The organism is Providencia rettgeri, assembly GCF_023205015.1.
Taxonomy (GTDB): domain Bacteria; phylum Pseudomonadota; class Gammaproteobacteria; order Enterobacterales; family Enterobacteriaceae; genus Providencia; species Providencia rettgeri_E.
The window spans coordinates 3848657-3874797 of record NZ_CP096258.1 but is presented as its reverse complement, the minus strand read 5'-3'; the positions used below and the strand labels follow the sequence as shown (position 1 = coordinate 3874797).

Annotated in this window: 24 protein-coding genes, 1 tRNA gene and 1 pseudogene; 12 read left to right on the top strand and 14 right to left on the bottom strand. The window is 38.9% G+C overall.

Annotation, left to right across the window (positions count from 1 at the left end; translation table 11 throughout):
- The first annotated feature begins 4 nt into the window (after positions 1 to 4).
- Positions 5 to 1609, top strand: a complete 1605-nt coding sequence (gene ushA, locus M0M83_RS17700) for a bifunctional UDP-sugar hydrolase/5'-nucleotidase UshA (RefSeq protein WP_413776242.1) — start codon at positions 5 to 7, stop codon at positions 1607 to 1609.
- A gap of 71 nt (positions 1610 to 1680) precedes the next feature.
- Here ushA and M0M83_RS17695 read toward each other — a convergent pair whose 3' ends face one another.
- From M0M83_RS17695 to aspA, 8 genes are all read right to left on the bottom strand, one after another.
- Entirely contained in the window at positions 1681 to 2760 is a 1080-nt protein-coding gene (locus M0M83_RS17695) for a hypothetical protein (protein WP_248467099.1), read from the bottom strand.
- Between the two features lie 41 nt (positions 2761 to 2801).
- Complete coding sequence (locus M0M83_RS17690; RefSeq protein ID WP_248467098.1) at positions 2802 to 3767, bottom strand: hypothetical protein; 966 nt, start codon at positions 3765 to 3767, stop codon at positions 2802 to 2804.
- Between the two features lie 281 nt (positions 3768 to 4048).
- Positions 4049 to 4366: an MGMT family protein gene (locus tag M0M83_RS17685; RefSeq protein ID WP_125890514.1), complete on the bottom strand. Its 318-nt coding sequence runs from the start codon at positions 4364 to 4366 to the stop codon at positions 4049 to 4051.
- 237 nt (positions 4367 to 4603) lie between these two features.
- A tRNA-Phe gene (locus M0M83_RS17680) sits at positions 4604 to 4679 on the bottom strand.
- Between the two features lie 126 nt (positions 4680 to 4805).
- Positions 4806 to 5378, bottom strand: coding sequence for a division control transcriptional repressor DicD (gene dicD / locus M0M83_RS17675; protein ID WP_413776252.1), 573 nt, complete (start codon positions 5376 to 5378; stop codon positions 4806 to 4808).
- Positions 5379 to 5596: 218 nt separating this feature from the next.
- A complete protein-coding gene (locus M0M83_RS17670; protein WP_102138014.1) occupies positions 5597 to 5890 on the bottom strand; it encodes a helix-turn-helix domain-containing protein in 294 nt (97 codons plus the stop codon).
- Between the two features lie 626 nt (positions 5891 to 6516).
- Positions 6517 to 7839, bottom strand: a complete 1323-nt coding sequence (locus tag M0M83_RS17665) for an anaerobic C4-dicarboxylate transporter (protein WP_125890511.1) — start codon at positions 7837 to 7839, stop codon at positions 6517 to 6519.
- 144 nt (positions 7840 to 7983) lie between these two features.
- On the bottom strand, positions 7984 to 9408 hold the full coding sequence (gene aspA / locus M0M83_RS17660) for an aspartate ammonia-lyase (RefSeq protein ID WP_213914258.1): 1425 nt from the start codon (positions 9406 to 9408) through the stop codon (positions 7984 to 7986).
- Positions 9409 to 9846: 438 nt separating this feature from the next.
- On the opposite strand from aspA, the gene M0M83_RS17655 reads away from it, so the two are divergent.
- The 4 genes from M0M83_RS17655 to M0M83_RS17640 all read left to right on the top strand — a co-directional run bounded on the left by M0M83_RS17655 (position 9847) and on the right by M0M83_RS17640 (position 13276).
- The gene (locus M0M83_RS17655) at positions 9847 to 10362 is read left to right on the top strand and encodes an FxsA family protein (protein ID WP_125890509.1); all 516 of its coding nucleotides are present in this window, start codon (positions 9847 to 9849) and stop codon (positions 10360 to 10362) included.
- Between the two features lie 163 nt (positions 10363 to 10525).
- Positions 10526 to 10819, top strand: coding sequence for a co-chaperone GroES (locus tag M0M83_RS17650; RefSeq protein ID WP_004908085.1), 294 nt, complete (start codon positions 10526 to 10528; stop codon positions 10817 to 10819).
- Between the two features lie 51 nt (positions 10820 to 10870).
- Positions 10871 to 12514, top strand: coding sequence for a chaperonin GroEL (groL, locus tag M0M83_RS17645; protein WP_125890508.1), 1644 nt, complete (start codon positions 10871 to 10873; stop codon positions 12512 to 12514).
- Between the two features lie 417 nt (positions 12515 to 12931).
- Positions 12932 to 13276 carry a DUF4156 domain-containing protein gene (locus M0M83_RS17640; protein WP_004908089.1) on the top strand — a complete coding sequence of 115 codons (345 nt, stop codon included), beginning with the start codon at positions 12932 to 12934 and terminating at the stop codon, positions 13274 to 13276.
- 44 nt (positions 13277 to 13320) lie between these two features.
- Here M0M83_RS17640 and epmB read toward each other — a convergent pair whose 3' ends face one another.
- On the bottom strand, positions 13321 to 14349 hold the full coding sequence (gene epmB / locus M0M83_RS17635; protein ID WP_125890507.1) for an EF-P beta-lysylation protein EpmB: 1029 nt from the start codon (positions 14347 to 14349) through the stop codon (positions 13321 to 13323).
- Between the two features lie 43 nt (positions 14350 to 14392).
- On the opposite strand from epmB, the gene efp reads away from it, so the two are divergent.
- On the top strand, positions 14393 to 14959 hold the full coding sequence (efp, locus tag M0M83_RS17630; RefSeq protein ID WP_125890506.1) for an elongation factor P: 567 nt from the start codon (positions 14393 to 14395) through the stop codon (positions 14957 to 14959).
- A 77-nt stretch (positions 14960 to 15036) separates the two neighbouring features.
- On the opposite strand, the gene M0M83_RS17625 is transcribed toward efp, so the two are convergent.
- The 3 genes from M0M83_RS17625 to M0M83_RS17615 all read right to left on the bottom strand — a co-directional run bounded on the left by M0M83_RS17625 (position 15037) and on the right by M0M83_RS17615 (position 18826).
- Entirely contained in the window at positions 15037 to 15234 is a 198-nt protein-coding gene (locus M0M83_RS17625) for a YbdD/YjiX family protein (protein ID WP_004258665.1), read from the bottom strand.
- Between the two features lie 248 nt (positions 15235 to 15482).
- The gene (gene cstA / locus M0M83_RS17620; RefSeq protein ID WP_102138006.1) at positions 15483 to 17576 is read right to left on the bottom strand and encodes a pyruvate/proton symporter CstA; all 2094 of its coding nucleotides are present in this window, start codon (positions 17574 to 17576) and stop codon (positions 15483 to 15485) included.
- A gap of 341 nt (positions 17577 to 17917) precedes the next feature.
- The gene (locus tag M0M83_RS17615; RefSeq protein ID WP_125890505.1) at positions 17918 to 18826 is read right to left on the bottom strand and encodes an EamA family transporter; all 909 of its coding nucleotides are present in this window, start codon (positions 18824 to 18826) and stop codon (positions 17918 to 17920) included.
- 268 nt (positions 18827 to 19094) lie between these two features.
- Here M0M83_RS17615 and sugE point away from each other — a divergent pair, with 268 nt between their 5' ends.
- Positions 19095 to 19409: a quaternary ammonium compound efflux SMR transporter SugE gene (gene sugE / locus M0M83_RS17610; RefSeq protein WP_125890504.1), complete on the top strand. Its 315-nt coding sequence runs from the start codon at positions 19095 to 19097 to the stop codon at positions 19407 to 19409.
- A 108-nt stretch (positions 19410 to 19517) separates the two neighbouring features.
- Here sugE and M0M83_RS17605 read toward each other — a convergent pair whose 3' ends face one another.
- Positions 19518 to 19727 carry a helix-turn-helix domain-containing protein gene (locus tag M0M83_RS17605; protein ID WP_004908101.1) on the bottom strand — a complete coding sequence of 70 codons (210 nt, stop codon included), beginning with the start codon at positions 19725 to 19727 and terminating at the stop codon, positions 19518 to 19520.
- A 206-nt stretch (positions 19728 to 19933) separates the two neighbouring features.
- Between M0M83_RS17605 and M0M83_RS17600 the strand changes: the two genes are divergently transcribed.
- The 4 genes from M0M83_RS17600 to M0M83_RS17585 are packed head-to-tail and all read left to right on the top strand — an operon-like array spanning position 19934 to position 23945.
- On the top strand, positions 19934 to 20695 hold the full coding sequence (locus tag M0M83_RS17600; protein WP_213914261.1) for a hypothetical protein: 762 nt from the start codon (positions 19934 to 19936) through the stop codon (positions 20693 to 20695).
- 39 nt (positions 20696 to 20734) lie between these two features.
- Positions 20735 to 21928 (top strand): MFS transporter, encoded by a 1194-nt coding sequence (locus M0M83_RS17595; protein ID WP_248467097.1) that lies wholly within the window; start codon positions 20735 to 20737, stop codon positions 21926 to 21928.
- 15 nt (positions 21929 to 21943) lie between these two features.
- Positions 21944 to 22708 carry a helix-turn-helix transcriptional regulator gene (locus M0M83_RS17590; protein WP_248467096.1) on the top strand — a complete coding sequence of 255 codons (765 nt, stop codon included), beginning with the start codon at positions 21944 to 21946 and terminating at the stop codon, positions 22706 to 22708.
- Positions 22709 to 22760: 52 nt separating this feature from the next.
- A complete protein-coding gene (locus M0M83_RS17585; RefSeq protein WP_213914264.1) occupies positions 22761 to 23945 on the top strand; it encodes an MFS transporter in 1185 nt (394 codons plus the stop codon).
- A 310-nt stretch (positions 23946 to 24255) separates the two neighbouring features.
- On the opposite strand, the pseudogene tet reads toward M0M83_RS17585, so the two are convergent.
- Positions 24256 to 25445 (bottom strand): annotated as a pseudogene (gene tet / locus M0M83_RS17580) (Tet(A)/Tet(B)/Tet(C) family tetracycline efflux MFS transporter).
- Between the two features lie 78 nt (positions 25446 to 25523).
- Between tet and tetR the strand changes: the two are divergent.
- Positions 25524 to 26123 (top strand): tetracycline resistance transcriptional repressor TetR, encoded by a 600-nt coding sequence (gene tetR / locus M0M83_RS17575; protein WP_248468467.1) that lies wholly within the window; start codon positions 25524 to 25526, stop codon positions 26121 to 26123.
- Positions 26124 to 26141 lie beyond the last annotated feature (18 nt).

Below are 26141 nucleotides of genomic sequence, written 5' to 3'. Positions count from 1 at the left end.
ACTTATTCGTTCTACAAAACAATATGCAGCTCGCCTTGGTTTTGCACTGCTGACTCTGTTGTTGATTAGTTGCTCAGCACCTCAGAAAAGTTCATATGTTACACTATTGCACACCAATGACCATCATGGGCACTTTTGGCAAAGTAAGCACGGTGAATATGGTCTTGCAGCGCAAAAAACACTGGTGGATAGTATCCGTGAAGAAGTTTCTAAACAAGGCGGGGAGACTTTTTTGTTGTCAGGTGGGGATATTAATACAGGTACTCCAGAATCTGACTTACTCAATGCTAAACCTGACTTTATCGGTATGAACCTCGTTGGTTATGATGCGATGGCAATTGGCAACCATGAGTTTGACCATCCTGTTGAGTTATTAAAGCAACAAGAACAATGGGCAAATTTTCCTTTTTTATCCGCCAATATTTATGATAAAACCACGGATCAACGTTTATTTTCCCCTTACGTAGTATTAAAAAAAGGGAATGTAAAAATTGCTTTTATCGGTGTAACGACACCAGATACCCCAAAACTGGGTAGTAAAAAAATCTTACAGAATGTGCGCTTTACTGACCCGATTACTGAAGTTAAAACGCTATCAACCCAGATAAGAAAAGACAATATTGCAGATATGGTCGTGGTATTATCCCATCTTGGGTACTATGAGGATGGTAAATCAGGGACGAGTGCTTATGGCGATGTTGAGCTAGCTCGCGCACTAAGCCCAGGAGATATCGATGGCATTATCAGTGCACATTCACATTCAACACTTTGTATGGTAAAGGAAAACTCCATTGATCTTGAATATAAAGTGGGTGAAGATTGCCGCCCAGATTATCAAAATGGAGTCTGGATTATGCAAGCAGGTGAGTGGGGTAAGTTTGTTGGCCGTGCAAACTTTCAAATTACTGAGAATAAAATCACACTGTTAAGCTATCAGATGCTTCCTGTTAATCTAAAATATACCGTAAAAGACTCGGACGGCAATAAGCAATATGTTTATTACACGGAAGAAATTAAAGCGGACCCGAGTGTGATTACAGAATTGACTCCATATCAGCAACAAGGGGAAGAAAAACTGGGTGTGATTATTGGAAAAACTGAGAATTTACTACAAGGTGACCGTCGCGTTGTTCGCCATCAACAAACAAATCTCGGCAAACTAATTATACTTGCACAAATGTGGAAAACAGATGCTAATTTTGGCTTGATAAGCAGCGGAAGTATTCGTGCACCAATAGAGCAAGGGGATATTACATACCGTGATATATTAACCGTTCAGCCTTTTGGTAACTCAGTCGGTTTTGCTGAAATGACAGGAAAAGAATTAATACCTTATTTAACAACGATTGCCAATATGACTCCTGGTGCAGGAGCATATCCACAATTCGCTAATATTACTTTTGACCTTTCTGATGGGAAATTAAAAAACATTAAGATTGCAGGTAATCCTATTGAACTAAACAAAACCTATCGCTTTAGCTTGCCAAGTTATAATGCAAATGGGGGAGATGGTTATCCAATTATTACGGATCGATTCATGAATACAGGCTCTATAGATGCAGATATTTTAAAAACGTATATAGAAGAGAATACGCCTATTAATCTTTAATAATTTAAAAAACGCCTCAAATTATTCTTATGCTCGATAGCGTGGCGGAGCCAATCTGAGGCGTCACTATATTATCTATTTTTTACATAGCTTATGATTTTATTAATTAATGGATTCTGTTTTTCATTTGATAAATCAATTATTTTCTTTAGTTCTAGCTCATTGATTGGGATGGGTGAATAATATGTTTCACCTGATATTAAGTCCCTGTAAGGGGTTTTTTTAGGTACTGAACTTTCAGGGATTTCTTGTAACCTGACGACTAAGGCTAAGGTTTTATAATTAAATGTCGCCTCATCAATTTCAACAACTTTAAATCTTCGATCCGCGAGAAATATTAACTCCTCTCTATCTGGAGCGGACCAAGGAGCTACATTTCTTGCCGTAATAAAGTCGATTTCAAAAATAATACGTCTGGCAAAACCAAACTCCCAGTAATCTTCATAATCAGGTAGATCACTATCAGGATGAGACATAGATTGCCTTAAACAAAATTCCATCGGTTTATATGGCGATGCATGAGCTAATATGGGGCCTCGATTAGAAATAATATCCCCTTTTTTTATCATATTATTTCCCACTGCATCAGGAAATGCATAGAATCCTTCAAACTTTCCACCGTCAGGGTTAATTCTTGTATTTGCACCAATGAAGGCCATCGAGCCTTCATAGCCTCTGCTCCACCATTTGACATCATAGTCAATTGGTTTTAAAAGAGGGAGGTCGTCTATAGCTAAATTATAAACTGCGGCAAGAAGTGGTGATAATGGTGTACCTGTTAGTATTTTGACGAGTTCATCATCAAGGCCATGGTAGTAAGGAAGGGGAGGAAGTCGAGCTATCATTCTATAGAATAAATCGGTATTTTTTACTAGTGTACCATAGGCAAACCAGTCAGCTTTAAGCTCTTCCCAGTTATTAACGGCATATCTACCTTGATTCGCTAAATAATTATGAACGCGTGTTGCGTGTTCTTCAATATGGTCGTAAAAAGATTCTATTGAGTCAGGGGCTGGGGCATTTGGAAAGCCGGCGAGCCTATTTTTGATGATGACTTTTTTGTATTCATCGTTCATTGTGATTCGAGTTAAATCGGATGAGCAATCGATGAGTTCATTGAAGTTTTTAAAAAAACCAGGGATAACAGGCATATGATTTCCTTAATTTCAAAGATTGATATTATTGACGTGATTTAGGGATATTCAACATCATGTCCTGTCATAATATTTTTAGGTGTCTTGGTTAAATTATTAATTTCAGTTGTTGTTAATTCTCTTAACTCTACGAGTAAACCGTAAGTCCCTACCTCAATACTAACTACATTAAACAATGTTCTCAGTGGAAATAAAATTTCCGCTTGTTGTATATTGGTCCAAACACAAATGTTCCTGCCCGTCCTCATATTTATTCGGAAAAAAACTCGGCGGTAAATTGCATCAACGATAATCTGAGGGACGAATTCTCCATCTCCTGGGTAAGGTAAAGCTTGGCGGATGACAAACTCGGCTGCAACACTGGGATGCGCACTTGTTGACATAAAATCGGTGTTAATAACAACATCGCCTTCATTGATAATATACTGTCCAGCTAAGTTGCCGAAATTATAAATGGCTCCAAATCTATTATTATCATTTACAAGGGTTAGTGCCCCGCGAAAAACCATTGTTCCAGAGTAACCTTGTGTCCACCAAGCAACATTATAAATATCAGGAGTCAGTAGTGGTAGTTGTGAAAGTTGATCTTGTAAGTCATTAACAGATTGAAGCGCTAGTGCTTCAGAACCAAAATATTGGTTCACAAGGGCTTGGTCCAAATCCTCATAGTGATCATGTAATAGATGGTGACGTGTTGTTGCATGAAATGGTAAAGAGTTACGGCTGTATATATTAATAATGGCTCGATCTCTTCGCCAAGCCACATACTGTAATGGCTGTTGGCTTACTGCAATATCAGTAAGGTAATGATGGGCTCTTCTGGCTGAGGCGGCAATATCATCAGAGAATGTACTCAACTCTCTTGGCAAATTAGGCCTATCGATTCCCCACAAAGCATTATCGAACCAGTCAGAATATTCATTTTGAATTAACCTACGCAAGAATCGAGGTGCTGCGAGTACAAATTCAGGTATATATTTAAACCATGATGGATCTATAGGCATAGAGACTCTCCTTGATATTTTATCAAAAATAAATAATCAACATGAGACATAGATGGATTTAGAATTAAATATAGTTCATAACTAAAACAATACAAGTTAATATTTTATTAGTTAATCTCACTCAGATACATCATCAGTAGTGTAAACTATAAATGATACATATTAATCACTAATTAATTTAGTGATTATATAATATTTATTATATTTATAATGAAAAAATTCGGTATTTAAAAGATAAAAAATAATTTTATATTTTTATTCTATGAATATATTTGAAAGGATTAATCTCCCCCTTCCCATAAATAGTCTTTTAACTTTATCTTATCATTTGCATTAAAAACAATACCTTCATGTATAAGGGCTTGTTTATGGCGTAGATAGCATTCTCCCGTGACGGACAATTTTCCCTGACTATTAATAACACGGTGACAGGGCAGGGTACTGCCAGGTGGAATATTTCTAATTGCGCGGCATACCTGACGAACATGAGCAGGGTAACCCGCCATTTTAGCGAGTACGCCATATGTGACGACCCTGCCACTAGGGATATTTCCCATAATGCTATAAATGATATCTTGAAAAGATGGCGCACTGTTCATGGTGAATGTCTTAATTATGATGAGGAATTATCAGTCTATAAGTATAGGCAATGCTAATGACTATTCTGTTCTAAATTGGTTTTATTGGCAAATACTCATGGCGATTACGCTAAACCAATAGGATAGGGGAGCAACTGGCAGTTTAATATTGGTGGTAGTACTGGATATTTATGAAACAGGGTTTTGTTCAGCGATAAAAAGCAAAAACCCGCCTTTTGGGCGGGTTCTTTAAATAAGTGGTGCCCGGACTCGGAATCGAACCAAGGACACGGGGATTTTCAATCCCCTGCTCTACCGACTGAGCTATCCGGGCAACGGGGCGCATTAAACCGTATTCAGCTGTTTGCGTCAATGCATTTTTTATAAAAAACCACTTTTTTTTACTGAGTGTTTTCTTTTTCAGCAAAAGGTGTGTGTTTAGTATGCGTTAATTGCTTTTTTAACTTAACGCCCCTTTTTTACGGCACAGCGCGATTGTGAGAATATCCTCAGAAAGGTGCTGTGCGATCTCCACATCTCGAATATCCCTCTGTACTAATAAGCGGTTTAAACAACCCTCAAGCACTAATTCCATTTGGTTAGCAACCAATGTAGAGTCTTCAATATCTAGCTCATCTAATAGGTTTTTAGTGAAGTGAAATGAATTATCTTTTTGCAAGCGACTTAATTGGTGGATAGGATGCTCTGCATCTGGGTAATAATTACAGGCAGAAATGAATAAACAGCCAGGAAAACGCCCTTGGCTGACTTTTTCAGATAATTGTTGGTAGCGAGCCATTAACTTTTGATGTGGGCTTAGAGATTCATCTAGCAAGGTTTGGCGCTGCCATACTTCAATTTGCTGGCTATGAAAACGCAAGCAATCATAAACAAGTGCTTCATCGTCTGGCCAGAACTGTCGAATAGCCGAGAAATCAGATTCAATTTCACTAAGTAAATTTTCTGTAGATGCGGATAAGCCTTGGATTTCCAATTGATTTAACGCATGGCTCAAAATAGTTTCGCGTTGGATAGGCATTGTTAACTCCATCACAATATGTCTGATTTTTCTCCATCATAACAATGTTCAATTGCGAATTATAGCGATTTGCGGTGTTATCACGAGACATTGTTTTCGAGGGGGGATTAAATCAAATAGGAAATTGAGTGGGTATTTAAAAGTAGGTAGTTTAAAAGGAACAGGAGGGGGAAGAACCCCCCTGGAACGAACTTGTGGGTTTATATCAGGCCCTAATTGATCAATTTAGCTTCCAACGCAGCATCGATATAATAAAACTGAAAGACTTTCTCCATAAAGTCATCGATGTCATGTTTTCGTAATTCGAGAGCTTGCAAAATATCCAAAAGACCTTGGATCGTAATGGCGTTTTTACCTCTTTCATAACGAGAAACTTGTTGTTGGCTGATTTTTAACCGAGAGGCTAATTGTGCGCCAGTCAAGCCAACCACTTTTCTGCGGTGTTTTAAAAAGGTTCCAATATAAACGGTTACATTTGTATTTTCATTTCGTTGAGTATTGAGCATGCCTCCTCCAAATATATAAATCTTGTTAAAATAAAGTATATTTCTACCAAAAAATCTTATTGTTTATTGGTATCAGTTTGAATGATTAAATGAATATAATCAGACTTCCAGCTATTATTAAACAAGGATGAGTTGATTATTACCAATATTTATGACGGATTGATTTTAAATTTTTGATAGATGATTTCTATTTTCACTACCCTAAACTTGTGTAATAGAAATGTTGCTTTGGATTAATTGTCTATCTGTTTTTTTTATTTTGGTTTTTTGTATCGCTAATTTGTTCTTTTACTGCCTTTATTGAAGCTATATTTTGATTTATGTTTATTGTAAAATGATTAAGTTAGCCTATCGTTACATACTTATAGTCATTATTTGTTACACTTATATGTGAAGTATTAATATACATATATTATTAGATAAAATATTTTTGACATTGTCTTAATTATTTATAGTTAAATATATATATCTTATTACTATTTTATTTTTACCTAAATGGTTATTATCAATTTATAATTACTTACGTGACTTTATGTATGGAAACCAAAGTAATATATTTTCTGCAAATATAGAAAACCCGTGCGATTTGCACGGGTTGATATAAGATGACTTGGTACACATATAAACTAGATGATCATACCGCCAAACAAGAAGCCGAATGAAACAGCTAATGCGACGGCAATAGTACCTGGAATAAAGAATGGGTGGTTAAAGACAAATTTACCAATACGTGTGGTACCGGTGTCATCCATTTGTACCGCTGCAACCAGTGTTGGGTAGGTCGGCAGAATAAATAAGCCAGAAACCGCAGAGAATGATGCGATAGCCGTTAATGGGCTAACATTCAACGCTAATGCCATTGGCATCAATGCTTTTGCTGTAGCGGCTTGCGAGTATAGTAAAGCTGAGCAGAAGAAGAAAATAACCGCTAACATCCAAGAGTGTTCGTGGATTAAATCCCCTGCAGTCTCTTTGATCCAGTCAATGTTGTGTTGTACGAAAGTATCGCCTAACCAAGCAACACCTAAAATACAAATACACGCACTCATACCTGCTTTAAAGGTACTTGAGTTCAAGATTGCATCAGTATTAACACGGCAAAGAATTGTAATAAGTGTAGCCACAGTCAGCATGATAATCAAAATTGCATTTGTGGTGTTCATTAATGGTGTTTCAACAATCCCTAAGCTTGGGCTATTGATGATGGCATAGCAAACAACGCCGATAACGCCGAGTAAGAATAACAATACAGAGGATTTAGCACCTGCTTTAATTTCTTTTGCTTGGCTACCACGCAGTTCAACTAAACCTTCTGCTAAACGTTTTTGGTAGATAGGGTCATCAGAGAGCTTAGAGTTGAATGTCCAAGAGATAATGAATGACATCAAAATAATTGCAAGGAATGTCGCAGGCAATAGTACACTCAGAAGTGTGATATAGCTGACGGTATTACCTGCCCCCACCATTGCTGGGTTTTCCATGACTGACGCCATATAAACCACTGCCGCTGAAATTGGTGATGCTGTGATACCTATTTGTGCTGCAACAACCGCAGTGGATAATGGACGACACGGTTTTACGCCTTGCTCTTTTGCAACTTCTGCAATAACAGGTAGCGTTGCTAAAGAGATATTACCAGTCCCTGCGAAAAGTGTCAGGAAGTAGGTAACAATAGGTGCAAGAATGGTAATGTATTTAGGATTACGACGCAGTAATTTCTCAGTTTGAGCAACTAAATAGTCCAGACCCCCTGCAATTTGCATTGCAGAGATTGCGGCAATAACAGCCATGATGATTGAGATAACGTCAAATGGAATGGTTCCTGGTTTTACGCCAATAGCAGCGAGTACCAGTACACCAAGGCCACCGGCAAAGCCGATACCAATCCCACCTAAACGGGCCCCCAAAAAGATGGCCAGCAGAACAATAATAAATTCTACGGCTAACATAGTGTTTACTCCTCGACAAAATGAAAATTAAAATTATGAAACTGTTATGTTAATTATTTGTGTGTGTATCAATCAAAAAAGGCACGCTTTCTATTGAGAGGCGTGCCTTTATTTTTAAGTATTATTTATGATAAACATAAAATTTTAGTCATCAAAGCGTTTTGCTTTATAAGCTGGGTGTTTTAAGTTCTCAACAGAGAAAATATCATCCAGTTCAGCTTCAGTCAGTAAACCGCGTTCAAGAACAACTTCGCGCACGCTCTTACCGGTTTCAGCACAGATTTTACCCACGATGTCACCATTATGGTGGCCAATGAATGGGTTCAAGTAAGTAACGATACCGATGGAGTTAAATACAAACGCTTCACAGATTTCTTTGTTTACTGTAATGCCGCTAATGCATTTTTCTTGCAGATTACGACAGGCGTTGCTCATCAGAGAGATAGACTCGAACATCGCTTGGCCAATTGCAGGTTCCATTACGTTTAACTGTAATTGGCCTGCTTCAGCAGCCATCGTTACACAGATATCGTTGCCGATAACTTTAAAACAAGCTTGGTTAACCACTTCTGGAATAACAGGGTTAACTTTTGCTGGCATAATAGAAGAACCTGCTTGTAACTCAGGTAAGTTAATTTCTTTCAGACCTGCACGAGGACCGGAAGATAACAGACGTAAGTCGTTACAAATTTTAGACAGTTTCATCGCCAGACGTTTTAAGCCTGCATGAACAGTGATGTAAGCACCACAGTCAGAGGTCGCTTCGATTAAGTCTTCTGCAGGAATGCATGGTAAACCAGTCACTTCGGCTAATTTTTTAACTGCAAGCTCTGAGTAGCCAGGTGCCGTATTCAGGCCAGTACCGATAGCAGTTGCGCCTAAGTTTACTTCGAGCAGTAATTCAATGCTGCGTTTTAAGTTTTTCTCTTCTTCTTTTAAGAGAGTCGCGAAGGCATGGAATTCTTGGCCGACAGTCATTGGAACGGCATCCTGTAACTGGGTACGGCCCATTTTCAGAATGTCTTTGTATTCTTCAGCTTTAGCTTCAAAGCCTTTTTTCAGATATTCAACAGATTCAATTAACTTCAATACAGAATTGTACACTGCGATACGGAACCCCGTAGGGTAAGCATCGTTAGTGGATTGGCTTTTGTTCAGGTGGTCATTAGGGTTTAAGAATTCATATTCACCTTTTTTATGACCCATCAGTTCAAGACCGATGTTTGCAAGAACCTCGTTGGTATTCATATTCAGTGATGTGCCCGCACCACCTTGAAATACGTCAACAGGGAACTGATCCATGCATTTGCCTTCATTTAACACAACGTCACAGGCTTTGATGATGGTGTCTGCGATATTACGAGGAATAGTTTTCAGTTCTTTGTTGGCTAAAGCCGCCGCTTTTTTAACCATAACCATGCCACGAATAAATTCTGGGACATCGTTAATAGTGCGGTCGCTGATATAAAAGTTTTCAATCGCACGCAGAGTATGAACACCATAATAGGCATCGGCTGGAACTTCTTTTTTACCTAACAGGTCTTCTTCGATACGAGTATTGTTTGACATGAGAACCTTCTTAATTAGATTACAGTTACTGTCCGTTTTATGCGCTTTAAAAAATTGATACTTCGTAAAACAAAATTCACAAGCGATTAATGTTGTAAAATAAAACTTTACAAGCAATTAACACCGTATACTACGTTATCAGCATTATGATCTACTGATTTATGGGTAGATGATATGCTTTTAATCATGTGTTGCCTTGAACCTAGATCACTATATAGTTTGATTTATGCAACAGATTTTACGTTGTGTGATATTCATCACAGATAAGTATCATTAATGAAAAAAATCTGTGAGTTGAAAAGCGTTATATCTGCCCCAATTATTATGGCTATACTAAAGAAAAAAGCGAATATTGATAGTTGTCTCTTAGATGCAGTTCACAAAGGTTTCCCTAGGGGCGTAAAATAATCGATAGCTTATTGAAATAAAGGAGAACTTGTGCGCTGGTTACCACTCATTCTGATATGTATTCTCGTTTACATTGAATCCGTCATTTTTGTGCGGGTTGCATCCGAAGTGGGTGTTTTAATGACTTTGATTTTAGTTGTTTTAACATCGTGCTTAGGTGTGTCACTCGTTAAAAATCAAGGCATGAAAAATGTACTGCAAATCCAACAAAAGTTAGCGTCAGGTGAAAGCCCCGCAGCCGAAATGATCAAGAGCGTCGCACTGGTTTTAGCTGGTTTCTTGTTGATTGTGCCTGGGTTCTTTACGGATTTTATTGGCTTACTATTGTTACTTCCACCAATTCAAAAGCTTATTGTAATGCGTTTAATTCCTCATATTCGTTTTTACCAGCCGGGTTCAGGTTTTAACCAAACAGGAAATAGCGGCTTTCAACGTGGCGATACTTTTGAGGGGGAATTCCAACGTAAGCAAGATGATCCTTCTTTTACAATCGATAATTCAGATAAAACAGATTCATCGGATAAAGACGATCGCCCTAAATCATAAAACCACCCTATTTATGGGGAGATAAAAATGAAAAATTTTTTATCTCCCCCCTTGAAGTCCCTCTTCTTCGCCCCAATCTGCTCAAACATGGTACTAGTTTATTTAAGACATGCTGGTATCGTCCTTTTACCTAGTATGGACTTTATTTATAGGAGAACTATTAATGAAAATTCGTCCATTGCATGACCGTGTTATCGTTAAACGTAAAGAAGTTGAATCAAAATCTGCAGGCGGGATCGTTCTAACGGGTACTGCTGCAAGCAAATCAACTCGTGGTGAAGTTCTTGCTGTTGGCAACGGCCGCATCCTCGAAAATGGTGAAATCAAAGCACTGGATGTGAAAGTTGGCGATATCGTAATCTTTAACGATGGTTATGGCGTGAAAGCTGAAAAAATCGACAATGAAGAAGTCCTGATCATGTCCGAAAGTGACATTCTGGCAATTGTTGAAGCGTAATTTTCACTTAAAACTTCTCAACGAACGAAAAGAATTTGAAGGAAAGAGATAATGGCAGCTAAAGACGTTAAATTTGGTAGTGATGCACGTACGAAAATGCTTCGTGGTGTGAATGTTCTGGCAGACGCAGTAAAAGTGACTTTAGGTCCTAAAGGCCGTAACGTAGTTTTAGATAAATCTTTTGGTTCACCAGTTATCACCAAAGATGGTGTTTCAGTTGCACGTGAAATCGAATTAGAAGACAAATTCGAAAACATGGGCGCTCAAATGGTGAAAGAAGTTGCTTCTAAAGCTAACGACGCTGCGGGTGACGGTACAACAACTGCAACTGTATTGGCTCAAGCTATCATTACTGAAGGCTTAAAAGCGGTTGCTGCGGGTATGAACCCAATGGACCTGAAACGCGGTATCGACAAAGCAGTTGTTGCTGCAGTTGAAGAGCTGAAAGCCCTGTCTGTTCCTTGTTCAGACACTAAATCAATCGCACAGGTTGGTACTATTTCTGCAAACTCCGACGAAACCGTGGGTAAATTAATTGCAGAAGCTATGGATAAAGTCGGTAAAGAAGGCGTTATCACGGTTGAAGAAGGTACTGGTCTGGAAGATGAGCTGGATGTGGTTGAAGGTATGCAATTTGACCGCGGTTACCTGTCTCCTTACTTCATCAACAAACCAGAAACAGGTGCTGTTGAGTTAGAAAACCCATTCATCCTGTTAGTTGACAAAAAAGTATCTAACATCCGTGAGTTACTGCCAGTATTAGAAGGCGTTGCTAAAGCAAGCAAACCACTGTTAATCATCGCTGAAGATGTTGAAGGTGAAGCGCTGGCAACTCTGGTTGTTAACACCATGCGCGGTATTGTTAAAGTTGCAGCGGTTAAAGCGCCGGGCTTCGGTGACCGTCGTAAAGCAATGCTGCAAGATATCGCGATTCTGACCAACGGTACTGTTATCTCTGAAGAGATCGGTATGGAGTTAGAAAAAGCGACATTAGAAGATTTAGGTCAAGCAAAACGTATTGTTATCAACAAAGACACAACCACTATCATTGATGGTGTGGGTGAAGAATCTGCGATTGCAGGCCGTGTTGCACAAATTCGTCAACAAATCGAAGAATCTTCTTCAGACTACGACCGTGAAAAACTGCAAGAGCGTGTTGCTAAATTAGCTGGCGGTGTTGCGGTAATCAAAGTGGGCGCAGCAACTGAAGTTGAAATGAAAGAAAAACGTGCTCGTGTTGATGATGCTCTGCATGCAACTCGTGCAGCCGTTGAAGAAGGCGTTGTTGCTGGTGGTGGTACTGCACTGGTTCGTGTTGCAGCGAAACTGGAAGGCATGAAAGGTGATAACGAAGAGCAAACAGTAGGTATTCGTGTTGCTCTGCGTGCGATGGAATCACCTATGCGCCAAATCGTCACCAACGCAGGTGAAGAAGCTTCAGTTGTTGTTAACAACGTGAAAGCATCTAAAGGTAACGAAGGTTACAACGCTGCAACTGATACTTATGGCGATATGATCGACATGGGTATCTTAGACCCAACTAAAGTCACGCGTTCTGCTCTGCAATTTGCAGCGTCTATCGCGGGTCTGATGATCACCACTGAAGCGATGATCACTGAACTGCCAAAATCAGACGCACCTGATTTAGGCGCAGCTGGTATGGGCGGCATGGGTGGAATGGGCGGTATGATGTAAGCCTTTGGCGACATCAAACTCAAGTAGTTACTAGCTCAGTTAGGACTACCCACCATAAGACCGGTATCGTTAGTGTTCCTAACGGTGCCGGTTTTTTATTGATTTTTAATTAATAAATAACTATTAATTATTGATGAAAGCAATATCTCGAAACAATGTACAATTTATGCGTTATGCGATTTATTTTTGCGTCAACGTTGCTTCGCGGGTTATATTTAACGTAAGGTAAATGGTTTGAATTCGCAAAGAATAGAGCAGGTTTTTGGTTAATTTGTGATAGACTCTATTCGGCTGGTGGTGTGCGGCAATGATGGTGCTGCATGTTAATCACCTCCTAGGTATTTCAATCAATAGGCTATTGGAACTAAAGCGATTTTCAAGCCAGCTGCAAAAACACAATGAAAAATGAGGGAAAACATGCGAATTAAAGTCTTGCTTGGTGCTGCTGCATTATTGCTTTTAGCTGGTTGTTCAACGACAACTAATTTAACTGCGGCAGGCTCACAAGTTCGTTTTGTTGAGAATCAACCTGGAAGTGATTGCCAACTTCTCGGTCAGGTTGCAGGGACTCAAAGCAACTGGTTGAGCGGTGTGAACAATGAATCTAGCTCAATGCGCAGTGCAGCTAATGATTTACGTAATAAAGCCGCGGCAATGGGCGGTAACGTGATTTTTGGTGCATCAAGCCCAAGTGAAACCGTGTTATCTAGCTTCATTCCATTAGATAGCAAAATGGTTGGCCAAGTTTATAAGTGCCCCTAAAATGAATTCATAGCGCCCAAATGGTTATTTGGGCGTTTTGCTTTCTAGTTCTGCCTTAAGTTCAGGTCAAGCAGTGTTTTACTCGGCTCTCCCCCAATTTCCCGAGCGAGCTTAGGCACTAGGTACCCTGAGACCTTACTTAATAATTGCTGTATTAATTGTCTAGCTTCAGCATCACTCACTAAAAAGTGTGCAGCGCCTTGGACTTTATCTAATACATGTAAGTAATAAGGTAAAATACCTGCATCAAATAGAGCATTACTTAAATTTATCAGGGCTGTCACGTTGTCATTAACTTGGCGCAGTAATACGCTTTGGTTTAATAATGTCACACCTGATAACTTTAGTTTTTGCATAGCATTGGTGAATGACTCGTCGATTTCGTTAGCGTGGTTAACATGTGTCACCATAATGACTTGTAACCTTGAGCTAGCAAGGCGTTTGCAGAGCGTTTCAGTGATACGTTCTGGTATCACTACAGGCAAACGAGTATGAATTCTAAGGCGTTTTATATGAGGGATTGCTTCTAATTGGCTGATGAGCCAATCGAGTTCATGGTCTTTTGCCATCAACGGATCGCCACCCGAGAAGATGATTTCATTGAGTTCGGTGTGGTTTTTTATATAATCCACAGCCATCAACCAGTTATTTTTATTTCCTTTGTTGTCTTCATAAGGAAAATGCCGGCGAAAACAGTAGCGACAGTTGACTGCACAGCCACCTTTTACCAGCAGTAATGCGCGGTTGTGGTATTTATGCAGTAAACTTGGAATTTCATTATCCTGCTCTTCTAGTGGGTCAGTAGAAAAACCTGGATGTATATCAAACTCTGCTTTTGCGGTTAATACTTGCAATAACAGAGGGTCTAGTGGATCGCCTTTTTTCATGCGGGAAATAAAGGGCATTGGAACGCGTAAGGGAAATAATTTGCGTGCCTCACTGCCTTCTTTCGATGAAAGGTGGTTTTCTAGGTTAAGTATTTGCAGCAATTCATCTGGATTAGTGATTGCTTCAGCAAGTTGTTGTATCCAGACTTCTCTGGATGAGGTATTTTGAGTTACAATATCGACCATTTTTTGGCTATGCCATTTTTAGTTTATAAATTAGAGGATCACCATGGCTACTTATAGTACCAATGAATTCCGCTCAGGTCTTAAAATCATGTTAGATGGCGAGCCTTGTGTCGTTTTAGAAAGTGAATTCGTCAAACCGGGTAAAGGTCAAGCTTTCGCACGTGTGCGTATCCGTAAACTGATTTCTAACAAACTGTTGGAAAAAACATTTAAGTCTACTGACTCTGTTGAAGCTGCTGATGTCATGGATATGAACTTAACTTACCTGTATAACGATGGTGAGTTCTGGCATTTCATGAACAACGAAACTTTCGAACAATTAGCTGCGGACGAAAAAACCGTTGGCGATAACGCGAAATGGTTAGTCGACCAAGCAGAATGTATTTTAACCCTGTGGGACGGTCGTCCTATCGCGGTTACCCCACCTAACTTTGTTGAATTAGAAATTACCGACACTGACCCTGGCCTGAAAGGTGATACCGCAGGTACAGGTGGTAAACCTGCAACACTGAGCACTGGCGCAGTGGTTAAGGTTCCTCTGTTTGTTCAGATCGGTGAAGTGATCCGTGTTGATACTCGTTCTGGTGAGTATGTTGCACGTGTAAAATAACGGTTGATCCTATACTGAATCGTTAGAAATAAAAAGCCGTGGTCGAGTGCCACGGCTTTTTTGTCTATTTTAAGTGGCTAACAGCACTTAAAACCACCTTTGCCACCATAGCGTGCATCTTGCCGTTCTTTAAAAAACTCTTCATAGGTCATGGGAGTTTGGTCAGGATGCGTTTTTTGCATATGAGCGACGTAGTTGTCGTAATCGGGAACGCCAACCATCATTTTTGCCGCTTGACCTAAATAGCGGGCTGCTTTTCCCAGTTCTCCAAACATAAATCCTCGTCATACTTTGTGTTGTAGCGGTGTTGGCTGCTCTCGGCTACCTAAGTAACATACTGTTATGTATGCTCCTCGTTTCTCCTTTATACTTCACGCTGTTGCTGCGTTGGCTTCATTCGCTAACCCTAGTCACATACTGGAGTATGCTCCTAGGGATTATCTTCTTTGCCGCCTTGCTCCAACGTGAATTATTTTGGAGAAAGAGTATATGCCCTAAACAGTGACAAGCTTTTCCGCAAAAATCAATGATGGCGTGTATTTGCCACGATTTCTTCATAATTAGCTGGCATGGGTTCGTATGGTACTTCATTCGCAGTGGGTTGGTCAGATTTTAATGCCTTCAACGCAGTGCGGATAGAGAATAGAGCCAGTAATACCACAACAATCATAAAGAAAATAGTTAATCCTGCATCTAAGCGGTTATTGAAAATTAACTGAGTTAATTGAGATTCCGTATATTGAACTGGAATATTACCGCTATCAATCATTGCTTGGAATTTATTTGCGACAGCTAAGAAACCAACACGGGCATCTTCACTGAAGGTTTTCTCCCAGCCAGCAGTCATGGTACAGATTAACAACCATGCAGTTGGGACTAAAGCGACCCAAGCGTATCTTTGGCGCTTCATTTTGAACAGTACCACAGCACACAGCATTAATGCCATACCCGCCAACATTTGGTTCGCGATACCAAACAGCGGCCATAAGGTGTTAATACCGCCAAGTGGATCGACAACGCCTTGATGAAGGAAGTAGCCCCAAGCCAGCACACACAGGGCTGTTGCTATCAAGTTTGCGGGTAACGAATCGGTGCGTTTCAAGGAGGGAGAAACCACACCCAGTAAATCTTGCAGCATAAAGCGTGCTGCTCGAGTTCCTGCATCCACTGCGGTTAAAATAAATAATGCTTCAAATAAAATGGCGAAGTGGTACCAGAAGGCAACATTCATTAGGCCGCCAAGGGCACCGTGGAGAATATACGCCATCCCAACAGCCAGTGTTGGAGCACCGCCGGCACGTGAAATAATACTGGTTTCACCCACGTCATTAGCAATGCTATTGAGCTGTTCAGGGGTGATCTGGAAGCCCCAGCTACTGACGACTTGGGCAGCAGAAGCGACGACATCTTGTGTACCCGCAGGCGCTAACATCGCCATTGGACTGTTCATCGCAAAATAAACACCCGGGTCAATCACACAAGCGGCAACCAACGCCATAATTGCCACGAAAGATTCCATTAACATGCCACCATAGCCAATAAAACAAGCTTGGTTTTCATTCGCCAACATTTTTGGTGTGGTGCCTGATGAAATCAGTGCGTGGAAACCGGATACCGCACCACAAGCAATGGTAATAAATAGGAATGGGAACAGATCCCCTGCCCAGACAGGGCCTGTACCATCGATATATTTCGTCAGGGATGGCATTTGTAGATTTGGATTGAGGATTAAAATACCAATTGCCAAACCAATAATAGTCCCGATTTTTAAGAAAGTTGATAGGTAGTCACGGGGAGCAAGTAGCAACCAAACGGGTAAAACGGCAGCAACAAAGCCGTATCCCACTAACATCCAAGTAAGTTGAACACCGGTATAGTCAAAATAAGGTGCCCAAGTTTCGCTTTCAGCAACCCAACCTCCAGAGATAATGGCAAATACGAGGAAAACTAACCCAATAATAGAAACTTCACCAATGCGTCCAGGGCGTATATAACGGGTATAAATACCCATAAAAATGGCCAGTGGGATCGTGAACGCAACGGTATAAGTCCCCCATGGACTGTGAGTAAGCGCTTTTACGACAATCATGGCCAGTACTGCTAAGATGATCACCATAATCATAAAACAAGCGATTAAAGCCAACACCCCTGCGGTATTGCCCATTTCTTCTTTAACTAATTCACCCAGTGAGCGGCCGTCTCGACGTGTTGAAACAAACAGCACCATAAAGTCTTGTACGGCACCCGCTAGGACAACCCCGGCAAGTAGCCAAAGCATACCGGGTAAATATCCCATTTGCGCCGCAAGTACAGGGCCGACAAGTGGGCCAGCTCCTGCGATAGCAGCAAAGTGGTGGCCAAATAATACTTTTTTATCTGTTGGTACGTAATCTAAGCCATCGTTATGACGAATTGCCGGTGTCATACGAGTTGCATCAACTTGGAGCACTTTTTTAGCAATAAAAAGCCCGTAATATCGGTATGCAATCAGATAAATACACACGGCGGCAACAACGATCCACAGGGCATTAATCTGTTCACCTCGATTTAAGGCGATGTAACCCAGTGAAAAAGCACCAAGTAATGCGAGCACAATCCATATTAATTGTTTACCCATAGCCATCCCCATCTGTTCAGTTGATTACTTTTTGTTATTTGTTTAAGTAAAACTGAGAAAGATATAACCAGACTTAAGTCAAAGAAAAAGTAGCTAAACCGATACACCCAATTGAGATTTGAGATAAATTTCATAATTGTAGGCAGTATCACTAATTTAGGATTATTTATTGGATTTTATTTGGTTTTGAACTAGCAGTTATCTATTGAATTGGTTTTTTATCTTGATTTATTGTTGATTTTGAAATTAATGACTATTGATGTATTTTTCTCTATGATGGGATAAATAAAGGTAGGGTAAATAATCGAAAGTTAAAAAACCTTCGATTATTAATGGGTTAACTAGGAATGTCTTAATTTTTGAATTATTTTTTTACCAAAAAGTGTAGTAATTAGGCCAAACATGATTAAAACAAGGCCAGCAACTTGTACGCCATTAATGTGCTCATCAAGAAATAATGCACTACTGCTTAAACCAAAGACGGGAACTAACAATGAAAAAGGAGCAACTCGCCACGCTTCATAGCGACCAAGTAAGACTCCCCAGATCCCATAGCCGACGAATGTTGATAAGTAAGCTAAATAGATAATGACACCAAAGACTGACCAGTTAAAACCGGATAGCCCTTCTATAATTGCTTCTTCACCTTCTAATATCCATGAACTAATTAAAAATGGGATGATTGGGATAAGTGCACTCCAACTGACTAAAGATAGGGCACTGCATTTCTCTGAGCCTTCCTGTTTCATAATAATTCTATTGGTAATATTACCACAAGCCCATGATAATCCTGCAATTAAAGTAAATGCTAACCCGAGCAATGGGATATCATCTAGCCCGCCGGCAGTGGCGCCATTGGCTAACACCGTCAGCCCTGCAATCGCGATAAACATACCAATAAAGTGGGTTGGCTGTAATGATTCCTTTAAAATCATTGCGCCAAGTAATAGGGTAAAGAAAGCTTGGGATTGCAATATGACAGAGGTTATACCCGCAGGCATACCAACTCGAATAGCACAAAATAAGAAGGCGAATTGACCAAAGCTAATCGTTAGCCCATAGAGAAGCAATAATTTGAATGGAATTTTAGGGCGTCTAAAAATAAAAATAGCGGGAAAGGCTACAAACATGAAGCGTAATGCGCCTAATAATAATGGCGGAAGTGCGGTCACGCCGAGTTTAATGATAACGAAGTTAACACCCCAAATAACCACGACACAAAGGGCGAGTAAGATGTCTCTGAGACTCATGCTATTTTCTCGATGAACTTGCCAGATAAGAGACCTACTTTACCTGCGTATAATTTTGAGTGCGATGGTTATGATGCTTAATTATAAAATACAGTATAAAAATGTTAAATATTATTGTTAATTTGCACTTATTTGTTATTTTTGGTTGTTTGAGTCTGGGTCTGTGAATGTTTATAATGTGTTCTCACATCACACGTATTCAGGACGACCTGAAAAACGTCATTTAATTATGGGGACGGCCCCAAGTATTTAACGGGAGTAACCAGCAATGGCCTGGATTATCCTTTTATTTGCAGGTTTATTAGAAGTGGTATGGGCTGTTGGCTTAAAATATACCCACGGTTTTACCCGTTTAACACCAAGTATCATCACTATTATCGCTATTATTGCGAGTATGGGGCTATTGGCTTATGCCATGCGTGATTTGCCTGTCGGCACGGCTTATGCGATTTGGACCGGTATTGGTGCTGTGGGTACGGCAATTGTTGGGATTATTTTCCTTGGGGAATCAGCGAATATGTTTCGCTTATTAAGCCTTGCCTTGATTATTACAGGGCTAATTGGTTTAAAAGTATCAAGTTAGCTTTCAAATTAAGCATTTTTTAATTAAAAATGAATAATAAGCGGGTGACAGAGAAAGTTACCCGCTTTTTTTGATATTTTGGGGGACATAGAGAAAACAATTCTTATGTTATTTTTCGTTATAACGCGATGGCCAAATTTCAGATGGTGCAACACCCAAAAACTCGGCAATAATGCGCTCTCCTTTTGGCCAGCGTCTTGATAGGGCGTTATTTAATGTTGATGAGTTTAACCCTGCTGAACGTGATATTTGTGAAAGAGAAGAACCTTTTTTCTTTATTGCTGCAATAATATCAGCCGAGTGCCAATCTTGTTTCATATGATCTCCAATAGTTAATATATAAATATAATTTAAATTATTTTAATGAACTGTAATTCAATTGAGATATAAAGATAAAAAAATAATTCTTAATTTTGAATACCTTTAAATTTTGGCCTTTGAATATTTATTTTTATGTGTTAAAGATATAGATTCAACGTTTTTATTATATTTATTTTTATTTAAATAACTAAAAGGTGATTTTTATGGATATAGAAAATAATAGGATGGAAAAAATAAGTGCTAGTGTGAAATTAGACCTATGTAATTATTTTAATTGGAATGATATTGATGTTAATTATAATATTATTGATATTGATGAAAAAAAGATATATGCATTGTCAAGCGACTATGAATGGCAATTAATTTATTGGCATCATGATATGGATTTATCATTAAAAGAACGGTTATTTGCGGGTGTTCAATATTGGAGTAATTATTCAGATGCATACCAGAAAATTTTAACCAAATTAGATAAAGGAAATAAAAAAATTGATTTTTGCAATAGATACAATAATTTATTTGAGATATTTTCACTCAATGCGAACCATAAAGTCCCATATGATCATTTATTTTCATTATATCGATGGCGTTCAATAGTTTCTGAATATGCATATGAAAAATGGTCTGAAAATAAAACGGTTGCATTACCGTTACGCCAAAAAATTGAATTAGACGAAACCGCACCTATTATTTTCAGGGGTAATGAAACCTCTAATTATATACGTTTTGGGCAGTTGTCATTTTCAAATAAAGAAGTATTAACCATCCGTTTGTTGCTTTCCCACCGAAATATAAATGAAATTAGCCGTATTCAAGGCTGTTCGGAGGAGGACGAATATATAAGGGTTAACAATATCAAAAAAAAATTAAACTGTGAAATGGCATCTCAAAAGGAATGTTTTTCGGTAATGAAAGATCATGGGATTACATTAGCAAGCTTAGAAAAATTAATGCCTATTAATTAATTTAACTATTGGTTTTCTATAGGGATATGGGATCATTTTATGAAATGGAAATTACGTTTTGGCGCTGTGGTTGGGAATTCTCTTGAGTTTTATGATTTTGCAATTTTTGCTGCGATTTCATCATATTTAAGTGCAGAATTAACTCGCTTAGGTTATCAGCAAGCAACGGAGCTGGTGTGGGGTATTTTTGCTTTACGTTTTCTTATACGGCCACTAGGTGGGTATGTGATTGGCCGTTATGCAGATAAAGTCGGTAAAAAACCGGCCATGATTTTGGTCAGTATTCTTACCGGTAGTGCAACATTATGTATGGCATTTCTGCCTATTGAACTCTTAGGGGTATATACGCCTTTAGCCATCTTATTTCTTCAAATGTTGTTATCTTTTAGTTATGCGGGTGAAAGCCCATCACTGTCTACCTATTTATATAAAGACTCTAAACCCCAAGAACGAGGTAGAATTTCTGCGTTGTTAACCGGAAGTGCGGTTGTTGGTGTTATTGGCTCACTAGGGGTCGTGTTCATTCTCGAAAATATATTAGACCCTGAAACCATGCAAAGGGTGGGGTGGCGGATACCACTACTATTAGGTCTAGGTAATATACTGATCTGTTTTTGGTTTCGCTATCGCTTACCAGACCAACCCATTGAGTATGATGGGCGCCAAAAAATAGATTGGCTTAAGGTATTTAATATTTTACTGGTTGTTATTCCTGGGTCGGTTATTTTTTATACCTTAAATTTTTCATCTTCATTTTTACTTAAAGAGTTAGAACTCGAAGAATTTAAAAGCATATATTCAATGATATCATCAACGTTATTATTGCTTTTAATGGCAATAGTTGGTTGGCTAACCGATAAATACAGTTACGCTGAACGGGTTTTTAACTTAGGGGTAAAGCTTGCTGCCATACTATCAATTCCTATTTATTACCTAATGTCGACTAAGGTTTTATCATTAGTACTTATCTCTCAATCGTCAATTATTATTATTTCAGCGATGGTTTTATGTAATTGGAATTATGCTGTGGCAAAACCCGCCAATGGACAAGTTACAACCTTAAGTATGGGATACAATCTTGCATCGACGATTATAGGAGGGGTAACGCCTTTAATTATCAATTATTTAGTCCTCATTGATGTTTCCTTGGTTGGTGTTTTTGTTTCGTTGAGTTCGTTAACTCTATTTGTTTCATTGTTATTGAGTAAAAAACAAAGGTTATTAACTATTTAAATGTAAGGGTGACATATGAATATAGAAAATAAACACCTAGAACTTTCTTGTTCTGGTTTTGGTGATAAGTTTTTAAAGTACTTCGATTGGAATGATATAGATGTTACTTATAGTAGAGTAGATTTGATTAATCATTCTGTAAGGACTATTTCTAGTAATTATAATTGGGTTATTATGGTTTGGGATGATGATTTAGATAAGAAAGTAAAGGAGCGATTAATCCCTGGTATTCAATATTGGAATAATTACTCTGCCGAATTTCAAAAAACATTATCTAAAACAGATAAGAAAGAAATGAAAGTGGATTTTTGTACTCAATATGGCGGTGTATATGAAATTACATCAATAAATTCAAGAAAGAAATTCTCATCTAATGAGTTATTAGAGCTCTATAAATTAAGAGCTGTTATTTCTGATTACTCCCAGCATGTCTGGAAAGATAATGAAAATATTATTTTACCACTTAGGGCGGACATAAGCTTATCTCAACAAATTGAAGATAATAACCGAGATATTTTAGATTTTCATCATTATATGCGTTTTGGTAACATTCGTTTTACCCGTAAAGAAATGATAACTATTCGTTTATTATTATCACATTGCCGAGTAAAGGAAATTAGTTATATTCAAGGTTGTTCGGAAGCGACAGAAAATAAACGTATTCTACGCATTAAAGAAAAACTAGGTTGCTCTTATACTTCACCTAGTGGTTTATTTCAGGCTTTAAAAGAAAATGGCATTACTCTTGCGTGTTTGGAATCTTTGGTGAGTTATCCTTAAATATGAGAATATTTTTCTACAAGGAAATTGTTTAATAGAAAAGGGATAAATAATGAAATGGAGATTCATGTTTGGTGCCGTCGCAGGTAATGCTTTAAAGTATTATGATATTGCTGTGTTTGCGGCTATATCCACTTATTTAAGTACGGAATTAACTAATTTAGGTTATACACAAGCAACGGAAATGGTATGGGGGATTTTTGCATTACGTTTTTTAATCCGCCCACTAGGTGGGTATGTTATAGGCCGATATGCTGATACGGTAGGGGAAAAATCAGCTCTAGTATTAACAAGTATGATAACCGGTACGGCAACATTAATGATGGCACTGTTACCCATTGAATTATTAGGAGACTATACGCCATTAGCAATATTAATTTTACAATTGGCCCTTTCTTTTAGTTTTGCAGGTGAGTTTCCTTCTCTAATTACGTATTTATTTAAGGATTTAGATGGAAATATTCTGTCTAGAGTTTCGTCAATTATTGTTGGTAGCTCTTTATGTGGGGTCATTGCATCATTAGTTATCGTTTTCATTCTAAAGAATACGTTATCTGAAGATGCTATGCAGTCAATTGGGTGGAGGATCCCATTATTAATTGGTTTAATTAATATTTTAATTAGCTTTTGGTTTAGAGCTAAATTACCAGATTATAAAAGTGATTTGAACAAAAAAATAATGTTCAGCTGGTACCATGTTTTTTGGGTGTTTTTATTTACCATCCCTGGGACTGTCACTTTTTATTCTCAAAATTTGTCAACTTCACTAATTATTCAACAATTAAAGATAGACGAGATAAAGAGTTTTTATGAAATATTTTCGTCCGGCCTATTGTTAGTTTTTATGCTGATATGTGGTTGGCTAACCGATAAATATAGTTCGGCTAAATCTGTTTTTAATATGGGCGTCATTGGAATGGTATTGTTTTCAGTACCACTCTATTTTTCATTGCAGCTAGATAATTTACTTCTCGTCTTTTTCGCTCAAGTCGTTATGTCCGCATATTCAGCGATGATATTGTGTAATTTATCGGCCGTACTGATGGATAAATCTAATGGGCAGGCAACAATATTAGGAGTGGGTTATAACAGTGCGGCTGCATTTATCGGTGGGATCACCCCTCTGATTGTTAGTTATTTAAGTCACTTTAACTTAGGCTATGTTGGGCTATTTATTGCGGGTTGTGGGCTTTCTTACTTTATATCTACTTGGTTGCCAAAACCAAATCCTGTTTAGTATTAGCTATGATTTAGTCCCCCCGCAAGGGGGATTAAATAACAATACACGATAGGGTTATAGTAACGAAAAATCAGCTTGTTACCTTATTAACTATATAAATATTTTGCCTTTCGACATAGAGTTTGACGCTATTTTTACACAAAGATTTAAGCTTAGATGATGGATTCATCAGGTCGTCTAGCCTTTCTTCTACAGGTTTCGTTCTCGGCTTTTTAGGTTGTATTGTCATTGAAATATCTCTTAACGTCATGTTCCAAAAGCAAATCTGATAAGGCCATCATTGCACTTAATGTTGGCATGCTAAAACTTAGCTCTTTGGTAGTTTTGCTGTTTCAACTATCTGGCTGCTATTTCTATGAAAAGATAAAATAAATGCGATCAATAAAACATACATCATCGCACCAATCAGCCATACCCAGCCATCCCATGTTGCGAGTGTTTGACCAAAAATAAAACTAAATAATAATGGACCAATAACCCCAGTGGCATTGGTTAAACTGACTAAAATCCCTTGTAATTTACCTTGGTTAGCTTGATTGACTTGAGCGGACATTAGCCCTTGTAGTGCGGGTAACGCAATACTGCCACCGGCGAGTAAAATTAATGTAGGGAAAATCATCCAGCCCTCTGTGAGTAATGACAAAATAATGAATGCGGTGCCATCTGCGATAAAACCGACAATAATTGTCACTTTCTCATTGAATTTTTTGGCTATCGCCCCGGCAATAAAGGCTTGAAATAGGGCATGCATGACGCCTAAACCCGCCAGAGATAACCCAACTTGCATACTGTCCCATTGAAAGCGATTTTCGGTAAATAACACCCAGGTTGTTGCAGGGATCTGGCCAATTAGCTGCGCCATAAAAAAGACAAAAAGGAGCAAAATGACAGGTTTTATCAGCCGTATGAAGGAAACCGGCTGCTCTACAGTTTCATTTTGATCATTCTGTATAGCACGTCTGTTTTGATCTTTAAAAATAAGCAAGATCACGCGTTCAAGGCGGCTGCAATAACAAAAGGTAAATGTGGAGAGAATTGCCCTGCAAAGCCGCCAATCGCAGGGCCAGCGATTAGGCCAACACCAAATGCTGCACCTAGTCGTCCAAACCATTTTGTACGCTCTTTTGGGGCTGTGTTGTCAGCAATAATAGAAGCGGCAACAGCGCCTGTTGCACCAGTGATCCCCGAAACTAAACGGCCTAAATACAGTATCCAAAGTGAGCTAGATAAAGCCAGTAAAGTATAGTCGAGAGCGGCTCCCGCAAGGGAAAGCAGTAAGATAGCTCTGCGACCGAATTTATCGGACCATTTTCCCAGTATTGGCGCAAAAAACACCTGCATGACGGCATACAGGGCTAGTAAGATGCCGTAGTGGTTTGCCAGATTTTCTATTGTTACATACTCACGAAGTAAGGCTGGCAAAACAGGCATGATCATGCCGATCCCCATGGCATCGAGGGCGGTGATCGTTAAAGCAGTGATCGCAAACTTATTCATAATTGATTTCTCTATCGGTGATAGAGTTGGAATATATCCCTATCAGTGATAGAGTGTCAATAAAAATAGGGGAACATGATGGCAAGGTTAGATAGAGAAACCATTATTAGTGCTGCATTAGACTTGCTGAATGAAGTGGGGATGGAAGGGCTGACAACTCGAAAATTGGCTCAAAAACTGGGCGTTGAGCAGCCTACACTGTATTGGCATGTGAAGAATAAGCGCACGTTGTTGGATGCATTATCGGTTGAAATGCTAAAACGGCACCATGACCACCCATTACCTGCCGAAGGGGAAACGTGGCAGGAATTTTTGCGTCATAACGCATTAAGTTTTCGCCGTGCCTTACTTCGCTATCGTGATGGGGCAAAGGTACATTTGGGGACTCGCCCTAGTTCAGAGCAATATGCTACTGTGGAAAAACAATTACAGTTTATGGTCGATAACGGTTTTTCATTACAAAACGGTTTATATGCAATTAGCGCGGTGGGGCATTTTACGTTAGGTTCGGTGCTAGAACAGCAAGAACATATTGCCGCAATCAGTGAGCGGGATGTAGAACAAGATAGCTCAATGCCATTGTTATTAAAGCAGGCGATACACATCATGGATAGTGATGATGGAACGGTAGCTTTCTTATTCGGTTTAGAATCACTTATTCGAGGCTTTAAGCAGTAGTTTTTAAGCTCTAAAAAA

Coding starts and splice junctions, on each gene's coding strand:
- M0M83_RS17695 (WP_248467099.1), bottom strand. CDS start 2,760: ATGCCTGTTATCCCTGGTTTTTTTAAAAACTTCAATGAACTCATCGAT.
- M0M83_RS17690 (WP_248467098.1), bottom strand. CDS start 3,767: ATGCCTATAGATCCATCATGGTTTAAATATATACCTGAATTTGTACTC.
- M0M83_RS17685 (WP_125890514.1), bottom strand. CDS start 4,366: ATGAACAGTGCGCCATCTTTTCAAGATATCATTTATAGCATTATGGGA.
- M0M83_RS17670 (WP_102138014.1), bottom strand. CDS start 5,890: ATGCTCAATACTCAACGAAATGAAAATACAAATGTAACCGTTTATATT.
- M0M83_RS17665 (WP_125890511.1), bottom strand. CDS start 7,839: ATGTTAGCCGTAGAATTTATTATTGTTCTGCTGGCCATCTTTTTGGGG.
- aspA (WP_213914258.1), bottom strand. CDS start 9,408: ATGTCAAACAATACTCGTATCGAAGAAGACCTGTTAGGTAAAAAAGAA.
- M0M83_RS17650 (WP_004908085.1), top strand. CDS start 10,526: ATGAAAATTCGTCCATTGCATGACCGTGTTATCGTTAAACGTAAAGAA.
- groL (WP_125890508.1), top strand. CDS start 10,871: ATGGCAGCTAAAGACGTTAAATTTGGTAGTGATGCACGTACGAAAATG.
- M0M83_RS17640 (WP_004908089.1), top strand. CDS start 12,932: ATGCGAATTAAAGTCTTGCTTGGTGCTGCTGCATTATTGCTTTTAGCT.
- epmB (WP_125890507.1), bottom strand. CDS start 14,349: ATGGTCGATATTGTAACTCAAAATACCTCATCCAGAGAAGTCTGGATA.
- efp (WP_125890506.1), top strand. CDS start 14,393: ATGGCTACTTATAGTACCAATGAATTCCGCTCAGGTCTTAAAATCATG.
- M0M83_RS17625 (WP_004258665.1), bottom strand. CDS start 15,234: ATGTTTGGAGAACTGGGAAAAGCAGCCCGCTATTTAGGTCAAGCGGCA.
- cstA (WP_102138006.1), bottom strand. CDS start 17,576: ATGGGTAAACAATTAATATGGATTGTGCTCGCATTACTTGGTGCTTTT.
- M0M83_RS17615 (WP_125890505.1), bottom strand. CDS start 18,826: ATGAGTCTCAGAGACATCTTACTCGCCCTTTGTGTCGTGGTTATTTGG.
- sugE (WP_125890504.1), top strand. CDS start 19,095: ATGGCCTGGATTATCCTTTTATTTGCAGGTTTATTAGAAGTGGTATGG.
- M0M83_RS17605 (WP_004908101.1), bottom strand. CDS start 19,727: ATGAAACAAGATTGGCACTCGGCTGATATTATTGCAGCAATAAAGAAA.
- M0M83_RS17600 (WP_213914261.1), top strand. CDS start 19,934: ATGGATATAGAAAATAATAGGATGGAAAAAATAAGTGCTAGTGTGAAA.
- M0M83_RS17595 (WP_248467097.1), top strand. CDS start 20,735: ATGAAATGGAAATTACGTTTTGGCGCTGTGGTTGGGAATTCTCTTGAG.
- M0M83_RS17590 (WP_248467096.1), top strand. CDS start 21,944: ATGAATATAGAAAATAAACACCTAGAACTTTCTTGTTCTGGTTTTGGT.
- M0M83_RS17585 (WP_213914264.1), top strand. CDS start 22,761: ATGAAATGGAGATTCATGTTTGGTGCCGTCGCAGGTAATGCTTTAAAG.
- tetR (WP_248468467.1), top strand. CDS start 25,524: ATGGCAAGGTTAGATAGAGAAACCATTATTAGTGCTGCATTAGACTTG.